Here is a 15888-nt window from a genome sequence, read left to right as displayed (position 1 = left end):
TATTGTTTTTAAACAGAATAAAAATTTCAGATATGTTAATGAGTTTTCATGCCCTGATTTGACCGAGTGTTTAAAATTTCTTATAGTGTCGATTGGTGGGGAATTGTGGGGCAAAGTGTCTCTTTTACCCTTGTGATTTTGATTTCGGCTTGGGGCATGTCATGTTCGGCGGCGCACACGAATTAAGCATCGACAGTAAGGGGCGGTTGGCTGTTCCTGCCAAATTCCGCGACATTCTGTCGCGCCTCTATACGCCTGCCGTAGTGGCAACGCTCGAGTCGAAACATAAGCTGTTGATGTACCCTGTTGCGGAGTGGGAAAAGGTTGCGGCGCAACTTTTAAACTTAAAAGTGGCGGATAACCCTGTTTTGCGGCGGTTTCAAAATCTTTTGCTGCATAACGCGGAAATTTTGGAATGGGACAGCGCCGGCAGGGTGCTGGTTCCTGCCGGACTGAGGAAAAGGGTGGATTTCGACCGTGAAGTTGTTTTGGTCGGCCGTGCCAACCGTTTGGAGCTTTGGGGTCGCGAGCAGTGGGAGGCTGAGATGGTTCAGGCTTTGGATGACGATCCTGACGAACTTGCCTTCCAGTTGAGTCAGACGGATTTGCAATTGTGAGTGGAGCAGAAAGTTACCGGCATATCACGGTCTTGCTGAATGAGGCGGTGGATGCGCTTGCCGTGCGCGAAGACGGTGTCTATGTGGACGGTACGTTCGGCAGGGGAGGGCATTCCCGGCTGATTTTGTCGCGTTTGGGCGATGCGGGGCGGTTGATTGTTTTCGACAAAGACCCGCAGGCGATTGCTGTGGCAGAAGAGCTGGCGCGTTCGGACAAACGGGTCGGTGTCGTGCATGGCGGTTTTGCTTCGTTTCAGACGGCATTGGACGGTTTGGGTATCGGCAAGGTGGACGGTGCGCTGTTTGATTTGGGGATTTCGTCTCCGCAAATCGATGACGGCAGCCGCGGTTTCAGCTTCCGTTTCGATGCCCCTTTGGATATGCGTATGGATACGACGCGCGGTATGTCTGCCGCAGAGTGGATAGCGGTTGCGTCGGAACAGGATTTGCACGAGGTAATCAAGAATTATGGTGAAGAGCGGTTTAGCCGCCAGATTGTGCGCGCCATTGTCGCGCAACGGGCGGAAAGTCCAATCGATACAACCCGCAAGCTGGCGCAGATCGTGGCACAAAACGTCCGTACTCGCGAGCGGGGGCAGGATCCTGCGACGCGCACCTTCCAGGCAATCCGCATCTTTATTAACCGCGAGCTTGAAGAAGTAGGGGCGGTATTGCCGCAGGTCATGTGCCGTCTGAAAGAGGGCGGGCGTTTGGCGGTCATTGCTTTCCATTCGTTGGAAGACCGCATTGTGAAGCAGTTTGTCAAAAAATATTCGCAACACGAGCCCCTGCCGAGCTGGGCGGCGGTCAGAGAAGCGGATTTGCCCGAGCCGCCCCTGAAAATCGTGGGCAGGGCATTAAAGCCGGGTGAAGCGGAAATTGCCGCCAACCCGAGGGCGAGGAGCGCAGTTTTGCGTGTGGCGGAGCGGACTGCCGGTCCGATACCGGAATAATAACAGAGAAAAACGTCTGAACGGCAATGAACAAATCGAATTTCTTTCTGCTGCTTGCGGTGTGCGTTTCCGCTTTTTCCGTTGTGATGCAGCAAAACCAGTACAGGCTCAACTTCACAGCTTTGGACAAGGCGAAAAAACAGGAAATCGCCTTGGAGCAGGATTATGCGCAAATGAGGGTGCAACAGGCGCGTTTGGCGAATCACGAAGCGATCAGGGCGGCGGCAGAAAAACAAAACCTCCATCCGCCGGTTTCGGGCAATACCTTTATGGTGGAACATCAAAGATAGAAGCAGCCTGTGTGCCGGAATCGGATTCCTGCATCAGGATAATAATAACGAGAAGTAAAAATGTTGATTAAAAGCGAATATAAGCCCCGGATGCTGCCCAAAGAAGAGCAGGTCAAAAAGCCGATGACCAGTAACGGACGGATTAGCTTCGTCCTGATGGCAATGGCGGTCTTGTTTGCCTGTCTGATTGCCCGCGGGCTGTATCTGCAGACGGTAACGTATAACTTTTTGAAAGAACAGGGCGACAACCGGATTGTGCGGACTCAAGCATTGCCGGCTACACGCGGTACGGTTTCGGACCGGAACGGTGCGGTTTTGGCGTTGAGCGCGCCGACGGAGTCCCTGTTTGCCGTGCCTAAAGATATGAAGGAAATGCCGTCTGCCGCCCAATTGGAACGCCTGTCCGAGCTTGTCGATGTGCCGGTCGATGTTTTGAGGAACAAACTCGAACAGAAAGGCAAGTCGTTTATTTGGATCAAGCGGCAGCTCGATCCCAAGGTTGCCGAAGAGGTCAAAGCCTTGGGTTTGGAAAACTTTGTATTTGAAAAAGAATTAAAACGCCATTACCCGATGGGCAACCTGTTTGCACACGTCATCGGATTTACCGATATTGACGGCAAAGGTCAGGAGGGCTTGGAGCTTTCGCTTGAAGACAGCCTGCATGGCGAAGACGGCGCGGAAGTCGTTTTGCGGGACCGGCAGGGCAATATTGTGGACAGCTTGGATTCCCCGCGCAATAAAGCACCGCAAAACGGCAAAGACATCATCCTTTCCCTCGATCAGAGGATTCAGACCTTGGCTTATGAAGAGTTGAACAAGGCGGTCGAATACCATCAGGCAAAAGCGGGTACGGTTGTGGTATTGGATGCGCAAACCGGCGAAATTTTGGCGTTGGTCAACAGCCCGGCTTACGATCCGAATCAGCCCGGCCAGGCTAATAGCGAACAGCGCCGCAACCGCGCCGTAACCGACATGATTGAACCCGGTTCTGTCATGAAGCCGTTTACCATTGCCAAAGCGCTGGATTCCGGCAAAGTGGATACGACCGATACATTCAATACTCTGCCCTACAAAATCGGCCCGGCCACCGTACAAGATACCCACGTTTATCCTACTTTGGATGTACGCGGCATCATGCAAAAATCTTCCAACGTCGGTACCAGCAAACTGTCTGCAAAATTCACGCCTAAAGAAATGTATGATTTTTACCATGATTTGGGTGTGGGTGTGCGTATGCATTCCGGCTTTCCGGGGGAAAGCGCGGGCGTGTTGCGTAATTGGCGGAAATGGCGGCCTATCGAACAGGCGACGATGTCTTTCGGTTACGGTCTGCAGTTGAGCCTGCTGCAATTAGCACGGGCCTATACCGTGTTGACGCATGACGGTGTTTTGTTGCCGGTCAGCTTTGAAAAACAGGCGGTTGCCCCTAAAGGCAAGCGCGTCATCAAAGCCTCTACTGCCAAAAAAGTGCGCGAGTTGATGGTTTCCGTTACTGAAGCCGGCGGTAGCGGTATTGCCGGTGCGGTAGATGGTTTCGACGTCGGCGCAAAAACCGGTACGGCGCGTAAGTTGGTTAACGGTCGTTACGTCGATTACAAACACGTTGCCACTTTCATCGGTTTTGCCCCGGCTAAAAATCCGCGTGTGATTGTGGCGGTAACCATTGACGAGCCGACTGCAAACGGTTACTACAGCGGCGTGGTGACAGGTCCGGTCTTCAAACAAGTTATGGGCGGTAGCCTGAACATCTTGGGCATTTCCCCGACCAAGCCACTGACCGCCGCAGCCGTCAAAACACCGTCTTAATCCGAGTATCAACGAGATTGTTTTATGTTCAGCAAGTTAAGCCCTTTGGCTGAAACCGGCATCCCGACCCTGTCGTGTGCAAACGCGGCAGGGCGTTTGTTGCATTCAGACAGCCGCCAAATCAAACAAGGCGATATTTTCGTTGCCTGTCAGGGCGAATATACCGACGGCCGCAGTTATATCCCCGCCGCCGTTGCCAACGGCGCGGCTTTTGTTTTTTGGGACGACGACGGCAGATTCGCGTGGAATCCCGAATGGAAAGTCCCCAATCAAGGCATCAAAGATTTGAAACACCGTGCCGGCATATTGGCGGCACAGGTTTACGGCAACGTTTCAGACGGTCTCAAAGTCTGGGGCGTAACCGGAACCAACGGCAAAACCTCCATCACGCAATGGCTGGCGCAAGCCGCCGATTTGTTGGGCGAAAAAACCGCCATTATCGGCACGGTCGGCAACGGCTTTTGGGGTGCATTGGAAGAAACCGCGCACACCACCCCCGCCCCCGTCGATGTCCAAACCCTGCTCTACCGTTTCCGTCAACAAGGCGCAACAGCCGCCGCGATGGAAGTTTCCAGCCACGGCCTTGACCAGTCGCGAGTCAACGGCGTGCCGTTCCGCAGCGCAATCTTCACCAACCTCACCCGAGACCACCTCGACTACCACGGCACGATGGAAGCCTACGGTGCTATCAAGTCGCGCCTGTTTTACTGGCACGGCTTGAAACACGCCGTTATCAATACCGATGACGGATACGGCGCGGAACTCGCAGGTCGTCTGAAAAAAGACTGTCCCGATTTAGCCGTTTACAGCTATGGTTTCAGCGAACACGCCGACATCCGCATTACCGATTTCACCGCCTCTTCAGACGGTATAGAAGCCGTATTCCGAACCCCGTGGGGCGAAGGAAAATGCCGCACCCGCCTGCTCGGACGGTTCAACGCGCAAAACCTCGCCGCCTGCATCGCCTTGCTTTGTGCCAACGGTTATCCGCTTGATAAGGTATTGGATGTGCTGGCAAAAATCCGTCCCGCTTCAGGGCGCATGGACTGCATCATGAACAGCGGCAAGCCCTTGGTCGTCGTCGATTACGCCCACACGCCCGACGCATTGGAAAAAGCACTCTCCACTTTGCAGGAAATCAAACCGCAGGGTGCGGCCTTATGGTGCGTATTCGGTTGCGGCGGCAACCGCGATTGCGGCAAACGCCCATTGATGGGCGCGGCAGCCGTACAGGGCGCGGATAAAGTCGTCGTAACCAGCGACAACCCGCGTTTGGAAAATCCGCAAGACATCATCAACGACATCCTGCCCGCCGTGCCCGCGCCCGAATGCGTCGAAGCCGACCGTGCCGCCGCCATCCGTTATGCGGTTGAGCAGGCCGCCGCAAACGACATCATCCTGATTGCCGGCAAAGGACACGAAAACTATCAGGATGTACAGGGCGTGAAGCACCGTTTTTCCGATCTTGAAATCGTCGGGCAGGCTTTGTTAACTCGTAAATAATGGGATATTCGGACGGCATCGTATGAAACAATCCGCCCGAATAAAAAATATGGATCAGACATTAAAAAATACATTGGGCATTTGCGCGCTTTTAGCCTTTTGTTTTGGCGCGGCCATCGCATCAGGTTATCACTTGGAATATGAATACGGCTACCGTTATTCTGCCGTGGGCGCTTTGGCTTCGGTTGTATTTTTATTATTATTGGCACGCGGCTTCCCGCGCGTTTCTTCAGTTGTTTTACTGATTTACGTCGGCACAACCGCCCTATATTTGCCGGTCGGCTGGCTGTATGGTGCGCCTTCTTATCAGATAGTCGGTTCGATATTGGAAAGCAATCCTGCCGAGGCGCGTGAATTTGTCGGCAATCTTCCCGGGTCGCTTTATTTTGTGCAGGCATTATTTTTCATTTTTGGCTTGACAGTTTGGAAATATTGTGTATCTGTGGGGGTATTTGCTGACGTAAAAAACTATAAACGCCGCAGCAAAATATGGCTGACCATATTATTGACTTTGATTTTATCCTGCGCGGTGATGGAGAAAATCGCCGGCGATAAAGATTGGCGAGAACCTGATGCCGGCCTGTTGTTGAATATTTTCGACCTGTATTACGATTTGGCTTCCGCGCCGGCACAATATGCCGCCAAGCGCGCCCACATTTTGGAAGCAGCAAAAAAAGCGTCAACATGGCATATCCGTCATGTTGCGCCCAAGTATAAAAATTATGTTGTGGTTATCGGTGAGAGCGCGCGTTCGGATTATATGAATGTTTACGGTTTCCCATTGCCCGATACGCCTTTTTTGAGTCGGACCAAAGGGCTGTTGATAAACGGTTACCAATCGACCGCCCACGCGACGAATCTTTCGCTGCCGCAGACTTTGGGGCTGCCGGGAGAGCCGAACAATAACATTGTCAGCTTGGCGAAGCAGGCGGGTTTTCGGACGGCGTGGCTGTCTAATCAAGGAATGTTGGGGCATTTTGCCAACGAAATTTCCACCTATGCCCTACGCAGCGATTATCCGTGGTTTACCCAAAGGGGTGATTATGGCAAAAGCGCGGGGTTGAGCGACCGCCTTTTGTTGCCGGCGTTCAAACGGGTTTTGACAGGAAATGCAGGCACGAAGCCTCGGCTGATTGTGATGCACCTGATGGGTTCGCACAGTGATTTTTGCACACGTTTGGATAAGGATGCGCGGCGGTTTCAGTATCAAACTGAAAAAATATCCTGCTATGTTTCCACCATCGCGCAAACCGATAAATTTTTAGAAGATACGGTTAAGATATTGAATGAAAATAAAGAAAGCTGGTCTTTGGTTTACTTTTCCGACCACGGTTTGATGCATGTCGGCAAAGGCGGCGAGCGAACGTTGACACACGGCGAGTGGAAGCGTCAAAGCTACGGCGTGCCGCTGGTTAAAATTTCGTCCGATGACACGCGGCGCGAAATGATTAAAGTGAGGCGCAGCGCGTTTAATTTTTTACGCGGATTCGGCAGTTGGACGGGTATCGAAACCGACGAGTTGCCCGATGACGGCTATGATTTTTGGGGGAATGTCCCCGATGTGCCGGGCGAAGGCAATAACCTTGCCTTTATCGACAGACAGTCCGACGACCCCGCGCCGTGGTATGCGGGAAAAGGCAAATCGGCTAAAAATACGTCTAAAAAATGATACGTACAGAAAAAATGCCGAATGAGAATGGGAAAATAATCTGTGTTTTACCACAGCAAAACAGGCGATAAAAAAATCAGCCGCTACCGATGTGTCCGCCGCCCGAATATTAACGAAAGCAAATATGAAACCACTGGACCTAAATTTCATCTGCCAAGCCCTCAAGCTTCCGATGCCGTCTGAAAACAAACCCGTGTCGCGCATCGTAACCGACAGCCGCGATATTCGGGAAGGCGATGTGTTTTTCGCATTGGCGGGCGGGCGGTTTGACGCGCATGATTTTGTTGGAGGCGTATTGTCTGCGGGCGCGGCGGCGGTTGTGGTTTCGCGCGAAGATTGCGCGGCTTTGGGCGGCGCGTTGAAAGTCGATGACACGCTTGCCGCGTTGCAAACGTTGGCGAAGGCGTGGCGCGATAATGTGAACCCGTTTGTGTTCGGCATTACCGGTTCGGGCGGCAAGACGACGGTGAAGGAGATGCTGGCTGCGGTATTGCGCCGCCGTTTCGGCGATGATGCCGTTTCGGCGACGGCAGGCAACTTCAACAACCACATCGGATTGCCGCTGACTTTATTGAAATTAAACGAAAAACACCGCTATGCCGTGATTGAAATGGGCATGAACCATTTTGGCGAACTGGCGGTTTTAACGCAAATCGCCAAACCCGATGCCGCTTTGGTCAACAACGCCCTGCGCGCCCATGTCGGATGCGGTTTCGACGGAGTGGGCGATATTGCCAAAGCGAAAAGCGAGATTTATGCAGGCTTATGTTCAGACGGCATGGCACTGATTCCTCAAGAAGATGCCAATATGGCTGTCTTCAAAACGGCAACGTTTAATTTGAATACGTGCACTTTCGGCGTCGATAGCGGCGATGTCCGCGCGGAAAATATCGTGCTGAAACCTTTGTCGTGCGAATTTGATTTGGTGTGCGGCGACGAGCGCACTGCCGTGGTGCTGCCTGTTCCCGGCCGCCACAATGTCCACAACGCCGCCGCTGCCGCCGCGCTGGCTTTGGCTGCCGGTTTGAGTTTGAACGATGTGGCGGAAGGTTTGCAAGGCTTCAGCAACATCAAAGGCCGTCTGAACGTCAAAGCCGGCATCAAGGGCGCAACCCTGATTGACGATACTTATAATGCGAATCCCGACAGTATGAAAGCCGCGGTTGACGTGTTGGCGCGTATGCCTGCGCCGCGCATTTTCGTGATGGGCGATATGGGCGAACTGGGCGAGGACGAAGCCGCCGCCATGCACGCCGAAGTCGGCGCGTACGCCCGCGACCAAGGCATCGAAGCGGCTTATTTTGTCGGCGACAACAGCGTCGAAGCGGCGGAAAAATTTGGCGCGGACGGTTTGTGGTTCGCCGCCAAAGACCCGTTGATTCAAGTGTTGAGCCACGATTTGCCCGAACGCGCCACCGTGTTGGTGAAAGGTTCGCGCTTTATGCAGATGGAAGAAGTGGTCGAGGCATTGGAGGATAAGTGAAAATGAAAAGCCGACGTTTTTTTAAAGCCTTATTGCTGATTGCCGCGCTGGTCGGCGCGTTTTATGCCGGAATGCGGACGCAGGCGTATCTTTATGAAGATTTATGTTTAGACTTGGGCGGCGGCAAAAATCCGGGGAGCTACCCGATTTGCGTGATTGGGAAAGTCCCTGCACGTTAATCTGCAAAAGCCGTCCGAAACCTTGCCGGACAGCAAGCAAACCTCAAGCGGGCGCAAGCCCGATGTATAGCGGATTAACAAAAATCAGGACAAGGCGGCGGGCCGCAGACAGTACGGATAGTACGGAACCGGTTCGCCCGGTGCTTGGGCGCCTTAGGGAACCGTTCCCTTTGAGCCGGGGCGGGGCAACGACGTACCGGTTTTTGTTAATCCGCTATAACGACAAAACAAAAAAGGAAGCCCCATGTTTTTATGGCTCGCACATTTCAGCAACTGGTTAACCGGTCTGAATATTTTTCAATACACCACATTCCGCGCCGTTATGGCGGCGTTGACCGCCTTGGCGTTTTCCCTGATGTTCGGCCCGTGGACGATACGCAGGCTGACCGCGCTCAAATGCGGGCAGGCAGTGCGTACCGACGGCCCGCAAACCCACCTCGTCAAAAACGGCACGCCGACGATGGGCGGTTCGCTGATTCTGACCGCCATTACCGTGTCCACCCTGTTGTGGGGCAACTGGGCGAACCCGTATATCTGGATTCTCTTGGGCGTACTGCTTGCCACCGGTGCGCTCGGTTTTTACGACGACTGGCGCAAAGTCGTTTATAAAGACCCCAACGGCGTGTCCGCCAAATTCAAAATGGTGTGGCAGTCAAGCGTTGCCGTTATCGCCGGTTTGGCATTGTTTTACCTTGCCGCCAATTCCGCCAACAATATTTTGATTGTCCCGTTCTTCAAACAAATCGCCCTGCCGCTGGGCGTGGTCGGCTTTTTGGTGTTGTCTTACCTGACCATCGTCGGCACATCCAACGCCGTCAACCTCACCGACGGCTTGGACGGCCTTGCCGCCTTCCCCGTCGTCCTCGTTGCCGCCGGGCTCGCCATTTTCGCCTACGTCAGCGGACACTACCAATTTTCCCAATACCTCCAGCTTCCCTATGTCGCCGGCGCGAACGAAGTCGCTATATTCTGCACCGCCATGTGCGGCGCGTGCCTCGGATTTTTGTGGTTCAACGCCTATCCCGCGCAAGTCTTTATGGGCGATGTCGGCGCGCTGGCATTGGGTGCCGCGCTCGGTACTGTTGCCGTCATCGTCCGCCAAGAATTTGTCCTCGTCATTATGGGCGGTCTGTTCGTCGTAGAAGCCGTGTCCGTTATGCTTCAGGTCGGCTGGTACAAGAAAACCAAAAAACGCATCTTCCTGATGGCGCCGATTCATCACCATTACGAACAAAAAGGCTGGAAAGAAACCCAAGTCGTCGTCCGTTTCTGGATTATTACCATCGTCTTGGTATTGATCGGTTTGAGTACCCTCAAAATTCGCTGAACCTATGCCGTCCGAACACCTTTCAGACGGCATTTGAACGCGCAATAAACCTGCGGCGGCAATCCGCCCCGTCCTATCGTTAACGGCGGCTGAAACCCGCCTTATACTAAAACAGGAGAAAACCATGAAACAGACAGTCAAATGGCTTGCCGCCGCCCTGATTGCCTTGGGCTTGAACCAAGCGGTGTGGGCGGGTGACGTATCGGATTTTCGGGAAAACTTGCAGGCGGCAGAACAGGGAAATGCAGCAGCCCAATTCAATTTGGGCGTGATGTATGAAAATGGACAAGGAGTTCGTCAAGATTATGTACAGGCAGTGCAGTGGTATCGCAAGGCTTCAGAACAAGGGGATGCCCAAGCCCAATACAATTTGGGCTTGATGTATTACGATGGACGCGGCGTGCGCCAAGACCTTGCGCTCGCTCAACAATGGCTTGGCAAGGCTTGTCAAAACGGAGACCAAAACAGCTGCGACAATGACCAACGCCTGAAGGCGGGTTATTAATCGGCTCGCGATGCCGTCTGAAAGCGGCTTGGGCAAGGGCGGACGTCTCCTGCCCAATATGATTTGTTTTAGGACAAAACCAAAATGACTTTCCAAAACAAAAAAATCCTCGTCGCCGGACTTGGCGGCACGGGTATTTCCATGATTGCCTATCTGCGCAAAAACGGCGCGGAGGTTGCCGCTTATGATGCGGAGCTGAAAGCCGAGCGCGTGGCGCAAATCGGTAAGATGTTTGACGGGCTGGTGTTTTACACGGGTCGTCTGAAAGATGCGTTGGACAACGGTTTCGATATTCTGGCGCTCAGTCCCGGCATCAGCGAGCGGCAGCCGGATATCGAGGCGTTCAAGCAAAACGGCGGGCGCGTGCTAGGCGACATCGAATTGCTGGCGGACATTGTGAACCGCCGCGGCGACAAGGTGATTGCGATTACCGGCAGCAACGGCAAAACCACGGTAACGAGCCTGGTCGGCTATCTCTGCATCAAGTGCGGGCTGGATACCGTCATTGCGGGCAATATCGGTACGCCGGTTTTGGAGGCAGAATTGCAGCGCGAAGGCAAAAAGGCGGACGTGTGGGTGTTGGAGCTTTCCAGCTTCCAACTGGAAAACACCGAAAGCCTGCGCCCGACTGCGGCGACGGTGATGAACATTTCCGAAGACCATCTCGACCGCTACGACGATTTGCTCGACTACGCGCATACCAAAGCCAAGATTTTCCGTGGCGATGGAGTGCAGGTTTTGAATGCGGACGACGTGTTCTGCCGCGCCATGAAACGGGCAGGGCGTGAAGTGAAACGGTTTTCCTTGGAACACGAAGCCGATTTTTGGTTGGAACGCGGGACGGGCTGTTTAAAACAAGGCAATGAAGATTTGATTTCTACGCAAGACATCCCGCTGCAAGGTTTGCACAACGCCGCCAACGTTATGGCTGCCGTGGCTTTGTGCGAGGCCGTCGGTTTGCCGCGCGAAGCATTGCTGGAACACGTCAAAACCTTCCAAGGCTTGCCGCACCGTGTGGAAAAAATCGGCGAGAAAAACGGCGTGGTATTCATCGACGACAGCAAAGGCACGAATGTCGGCGCGACCGCCGCCGCGATTGCCGGTTTGCAAAACCCGCTCTTCGTGATTTTGGGCGGCATGGGCAAAGGGCAGGACTTCACGCCCCTGCGCGACGCGTTGAAAGATAAGGCAAAAGGCGTGTTCCTGATCGGCGTCGATGCGCCGCAAATCCGCCGCGATTTGGACGGCTGCGGCTTGAACCTGACCGACTGCGTCACTTTGGAAGAGGCGGTTCAGACGGCATACGCCCAAGCCGAAGCGGGCGATATTGTCTTGCTCAGCCCCGCCTGCGCGAGTTTCGATATGTTTAAAGGCTACGCGCACCGTTCGGAAGTGTTTATCGAAGCGTTTAAGGCTTTGTGATGCCGTCCGAAACACAAACGCCGTCATTGTTGGGCGGCAAGTAAAGATTTAGAATACCGATTTGGGATGTATCGTATGTTCGGACGGCATTGTCTGCCGTCTGAAATTTTTGCCCTTTGCGGCAGGTGCAAACAGACTGGCAGGTGGTTTTTTGAAGATTTCGGAAGTATTGGTAAAAGTGGGCGACGGTGTCCACACTCTGCTGCTCGACAGGCCGATTGTGCGCGACGGCAGGAAATTCGACGCGCCGCTTTTGTGGATGGTGGTGCTGATGACGGCGTTCGGCCTGCTGATGATTTATTCGGCTTCTGTGTATTTGGCATCGAAGGAAGGCGGCGATCAGTTTTTCTATTTGACCAGGCAGGCGGGGTTCGTCGTTGCCGGCCTTATAGCGAGCGGTTTTTTATGGTTTCTTTGCAGGATGAGGACATGGCGGCGGCTTGTGCCGTGGATTTTTGCCTTATCCGGCCTGTTGCTGGTAGCCGTATTGATTGCCGGGCGCGAAATCAATGGCGCGACCCGTTGGATACCTTTGGGTCCGTTGAATTTCCAGCCGACCGAGCTGTTCAAGCTGGCAGTCATCCTTTATTTGGCAAGCCTGTTCACGCGCCGTGAAGAAGTGTTGCGCAGCATGGAAAGTTTGGGTTGGCAGTCGATTTGGCGGGGGACGGCCAACCTGATTATGTCCGCCACCAATCCGCAGGCACGTCGTGAAACATTAGAAATGTACGGCCGTTTCCGGGCGATCATCCTGCCGATTATGCTGGTGGCGTTCGGTTTGGTGCTGATAATGGTACAGCCGGATTTCGGTTCGTTTGTCGTCATTACCGTCATTACCGTTGGAATGCTGTTTCTGGCAGGATTGCCGTGGAAATATTTTTTTGTCCTGGTAGGCAGCGTCTTGGGTGGGATGGTGCTGATGATTACCGCCGCTCCCTACCGTGTGCAGCGGGTAGTGGCATTTTTGGACCCGTGGAAAGACCCGCAGGGTGCCGGCTACCAGCTTACCCACTCTCTGATGGCAATCGGGCGCGGAGAGTGGTTCGGTATGGGTTTGGGTGCGAGTTTGAGCAAACGCGGCTTTCTGCCGGAAGCGCATACCGATTTTATTTTTGCCATCATCGCTGAAGAATTCGGCTTCTTCGGGATGTGCGTGCTGATATTCTGTTACGGCTGGCTGGTGGTGCGGGCGTTTTCCATCGGCAAGCAGTCGCGCGATTTGGGTTTGACTTTCAACGCCTATATCGCTTCGGGTATCGGCATTTGGATCGGTATCCAAAGTTTCTTCAATATCGGTGTGAACATCGGTGCTTTGCCGACCAAAGGTCTGACGCTGCCGTTGATGTCCTATGGCGGTTCGTCAGTCTTTTTCATGCTGATCAGCATGATGCTGCTGTTGCGTATCGATTATGAAAACCGCCGGAAAATGCGCGGTTACCGGGTGGAGTAAATCATGGGCGGTAAAACCTTTATGCTGATGGCGGGCGGAACGGGCGGACACATTTTCCCAGCTCTGGCTGTGGCGGATTCATTGCGCGTGCGCGGTCATCATGTAATTTGGCTGGGCAGCAAGGATTCGATGGAAGAGCGCATCGTGCCGCAATACGGCATACGCTTGGAAACGCTGGCGATTAAAGGAATACGCGGCAACGGCATCAAACGCAAGCTGATGCTTCCGTTTACTCTGTACAAAACCGTCCGCGAAGCGCAGCGGATTATCCGCAAACACCGTGTCGAGTGCGTCATCGGCTTCGGCGGTTTTGTTACCTTTCCCGGCGGTCTGGCGGCGAAACTCTTGGGCGTGCCGATTGTGATTCACGAGCAAAACGCCGTGGCAGGCTTGTCCAACCGCCACCTGTCGCGCTGGGCGAAACGGGTGTTGTACGCTTTTCCGAAAGCGTTCAGCCACGAAGGCGGTTTGGTCGGCAACCCCGTCCGCGCCGATATTAGCAACCTGCCCGTGCCTGCCGAACGCTTCCAAGGGCGCGAAGGCCGTCTGAAAATTTTGGTGGTCGGCGGCAGTTTGGGTGCGGACGTTTTGAACAAAACCGTACCGCAGGCGTTGGCACTGCTGCCTGAAGAGGTGCGCCCGCAGATGTACCACCAGTCGGGGCGTAACAAGCTGGGCAATCTTCAGGCGGATTATGACGCGTTGGGCGTGAAAGCGGAATGCGTGGAATTTATTACCGACATGGTGTCCGCCTACCGTGATGCCGATTTGGTGATTTGCCGTGCCGGCGCGCTGACGATTGCCGAGTTGACGGCGGCGGGGCTGGGCGCGTTGTTAGTGCCGTATCCTCACGCCGTTGATGACCATCAAACCGCCAACGCGCGTTTCATGGTGCAGGCAGAAGCGGGGCTGCTGTTGCCGCAAACCCAGTTGACGGCGGAAAAACTCGCCGAAATCCTCGGCAGCCTCAACCGCGAAAAATGCCTCAAATGGGCGGAAAACGCCCGTACGTTGGCATTGCCGCACAGCGCGGATGACGTTGCCGAAGCCGCGATTGCGTGTGCGGCGTAAACTGCCGAACCATGCCGTCTGAAAAGCCGTTCAGACGGCATGGATGTTTTTTATTTCAATCCGCTATATATTTGTCAGAAAACTATGGTGCGCAAACGGTCAGACCTTTAAAATAACGCCTTTACGCACTAAAAACCAACCGGAACGCAACATTATGATGAAAAATCGAGTAAGCAACATCCATTTTGTCGGTATCGGCGGCGTCGGCATGAGCGGTATCGCCGAAGTCTTGCACAATTTGGGCTTTAAAGTTTCCGGTTCGGATCAGGCGCGAAATGCCGCTACCGAGCATTTGAGCAGCCTGGGCATTCAAGTTTATCCCGGCCATACCGCAGAACACGTTAACGGTGCGGATGTCGTCGTTGCCTCTACCGCCGTCAAGAAAGAAAATCCCGAAGTTGTCGCTGCGTTGGAGCGGCAAATTCCCGTTATTCCGCGCGCCTTGATGCTGGCAGAGCTGATGCGCTTCCGTGACGGCATCGCCATTGCCGGTACGCACGGCAAAACCACGACCACCAGCCTGACCGCCTCCATCCTCGGCGCGGCAGGACTCGACCCCACTTTCGTTATCGGCGGCAAACTCAACGCCGCAGGCACCAACGCCCGCTTGGGCAAAGGCGAATACATCGTTGCCGAAGCCGACGAATCCGATGCCTCTTTCCTACATCTGACCCCGATTATGTCCGTCGTTACCAATATCGACGAAGACCATATGGATACCTACGGGCACAGCGTCGAAAAACTGCATCAGGCGTTTATCGATTTCATCCACCGTATGCCCTTCTACGGCAAAGCCTTTTTGTGTGTTGACAGCGAACACGTCCGCGCGATTTTGCCCAAAGTGAGCAAACCTTATGCTACTTACGGTTTGGACGATACCGCCGACATCTACGCCACCGACATCGAAAACGTCGGCGCGCAAATGAAATTCACCGTCCATGTTCAAATGAAAGGACATGAGCAGGGGTCGTTTGAAGTCGTGCTGAATATGCCCGGCAGACACAACGTGCTGAACGCATTGGCAGCCATCGGCGTGGCGCTGGAAGTCGGCGCATCGGTTGAAGCGATCCAAAAAGGCTTGCTCGGCTTTGAAGGCGTCGGCCGCCGCTTCCAAAAATACGGCGACATCAAGTTGCCAAACGGCGGGACCGCTTTGCTGGTGGACGATTACGGACACCACCCCGTCGAAATGGCGGCAACCCTTGCCGCTGCACGCGGCGCGTATCCGGAAAAACGTTTGGTACTCGCCTTCCAGCCGCACCGCTATACCCGCACGCGCGATTTGTTTGAAGACTTTACCAAAGTACTCAATACCGTTGATGCGCTGGTACTGACCGAAGTTTATGCCGCCGGCGAAGAGCCGGTTGCCGCCGCCGACTCCCGCGCCTTGGCGCGTGCTATCCGCGTATTGGGCAAACTTGAGCCGATTTACTGCGAAAACGTCGCCGACCTGCCGCAAATGCTGATGAATGTTTTACAGGATGGCGATGTTGTGTTGAATATGGGTGCGGGAAGCATCAACCGCGTTCCCTCCGCGCTGTTGGAATTGTCGAAACAGATTTGAGATACACCCGCCTGACAGACGGAACATCATATAAAGGTCGTCTGAAACC

14 protein-coding genes are annotated in these 15888 nt (G+C 54.1%); all 14 read left to right on the top strand.

From position 1 onward, the window contains the following. The first annotated feature begins 161 nt into the window (after positions 1 to 161). On the top strand, positions 162 to 617 hold the full coding sequence (gene mraZ / locus HT085_RS07580; RefSeq protein WP_003689463.1) for a division/cell wall cluster transcriptional repressor MraZ: 456 nt from the start codon (positions 162 to 164) through the stop codon (positions 615 to 617). Beyond that, positions 614 to 1570, top strand: a complete 957-nt coding sequence (gene rsmH, locus HT085_RS07575; protein WP_003689462.1) for a 16S rRNA (cytosine(1402)-N(4))-methyltransferase RsmH — start codon at positions 614 to 616, stop codon at positions 1568 to 1570. Before mraZ ends, rsmH begins: the two co-directional genes overlap by 4 nt. 26 nt (positions 1571 to 1596) lie before the next feature. Beyond that, entirely contained in the window at positions 1597 to 1860 is a 264-nt protein-coding gene (gene ftsL, locus HT085_RS07570) for a cell division protein FtsL (RefSeq protein ID WP_003701583.1), read from the top strand. A gap of 60 nt (positions 1861 to 1920) precedes the next feature. Then, positions 1921 to 3666 (top strand): peptidoglycan D,D-transpeptidase PBP2, encoded by a 1746-nt coding sequence (penA, locus tag HT085_RS07565; protein ID WP_172761298.1) that lies wholly within the window; start codon positions 1921 to 1923, stop codon positions 3664 to 3666. Positions 3667 to 3690: 24 nt separating this feature from the next. Then, positions 3691 to 5169 carry a UDP-N-acetylmuramoyl-L-alanyl-D-glutamate--2,6-diaminopimelate ligase gene (locus tag HT085_RS07560; protein WP_047923773.1) on the top strand — a complete coding sequence of 493 codons (1479 nt, stop codon included), beginning with the start codon at positions 3691 to 3693 and terminating at the stop codon, positions 5167 to 5169. A 22-nt stretch (positions 5170 to 5191) separates the two neighbouring features. Continuing rightward, complete coding sequence (locus HT085_RS07555; protein WP_003693549.1) at positions 5192 to 6838, top strand: phosphoethanolamine transferase family protein; 1647 nt, start codon at positions 5192 to 5194, stop codon at positions 6836 to 6838. A 124-nt stretch (positions 6839 to 6962) separates the two neighbouring features. After that, positions 6963 to 8321, top strand: a complete 1359-nt coding sequence (locus tag HT085_RS07550; RefSeq protein ID WP_010358960.1) for a UDP-N-acetylmuramoyl-tripeptide--D-alanyl-D-alanine ligase — start codon at positions 6963 to 6965, stop codon at positions 8319 to 8321. A gap of 2 nt (positions 8322 to 8323) precedes the next feature. Further along, positions 8324 to 8500, top strand: coding sequence for a hypothetical protein (locus HT085_RS07545; protein WP_003689452.1), 177 nt, complete (start codon positions 8324 to 8326; stop codon positions 8498 to 8500). 244 nt (positions 8501 to 8744) lie between these two features. Then, a complete protein-coding gene (mraY, locus tag HT085_RS07540) occupies positions 8745 to 9827 on the top strand; it encodes a phospho-N-acetylmuramoyl-pentapeptide-transferase (RefSeq protein WP_003689450.1) in 1083 nt (360 codons plus the stop codon). Between the two features lie 124 nt (positions 9828 to 9951). After that, on the top strand, positions 9952 to 10332 hold the full coding sequence (locus HT085_RS07535) for a tetratricopeptide repeat protein (RefSeq protein WP_003689448.1): 381 nt from the start codon (positions 9952 to 9954) through the stop codon (positions 10330 to 10332). Between the two features lie 84 nt (positions 10333 to 10416). Continuing rightward, positions 10417 to 11754, top strand: coding sequence for a UDP-N-acetylmuramoyl-L-alanine--D-glutamate ligase (gene murD, locus HT085_RS07530; RefSeq protein ID WP_003695534.1), 1338 nt, complete (start codon positions 10417 to 10419; stop codon positions 11752 to 11754). 178 nt (positions 11755 to 11932) lie between these two features. Next, positions 11933 to 13204, top strand: coding sequence for an FtsW/RodA/SpoVE family cell cycle protein (locus tag HT085_RS07525; RefSeq protein WP_025455826.1), 1272 nt, complete (start codon positions 11933 to 11935; stop codon positions 13202 to 13204). A gap of 3 nt (positions 13205 to 13207) precedes the next feature. Next, positions 13208 to 14275, top strand: a complete 1068-nt coding sequence (gene murG / locus HT085_RS07520) for an undecaprenyldiphospho-muramoylpentapeptide beta-N-acetylglucosaminyltransferase (RefSeq protein WP_003689443.1) — start codon at positions 13208 to 13210, stop codon at positions 14273 to 14275. A 154-nt stretch (positions 14276 to 14429) separates the two neighbouring features. Beyond that, a complete protein-coding gene (gene murC, locus HT085_RS07515) occupies positions 14430 to 15839 on the top strand; it encodes a UDP-N-acetylmuramate--L-alanine ligase (RefSeq protein WP_033908872.1) in 1410 nt (469 codons plus the stop codon). Positions 15840 to 15888: the final 49 nt, after the last annotated feature.

The organism is Neisseria gonorrhoeae (assembly GCF_013030075.1).
Lineage (GTDB): Bacteria > Pseudomonadota > Gammaproteobacteria > Burkholderiales > Neisseriaceae > Neisseria > Neisseria gonorrhoeae.
The sequence above is the reverse complement of the archived record's forward strand: the minus strand, read 5'-3'. Positions and strand labels throughout refer to the sequence as shown.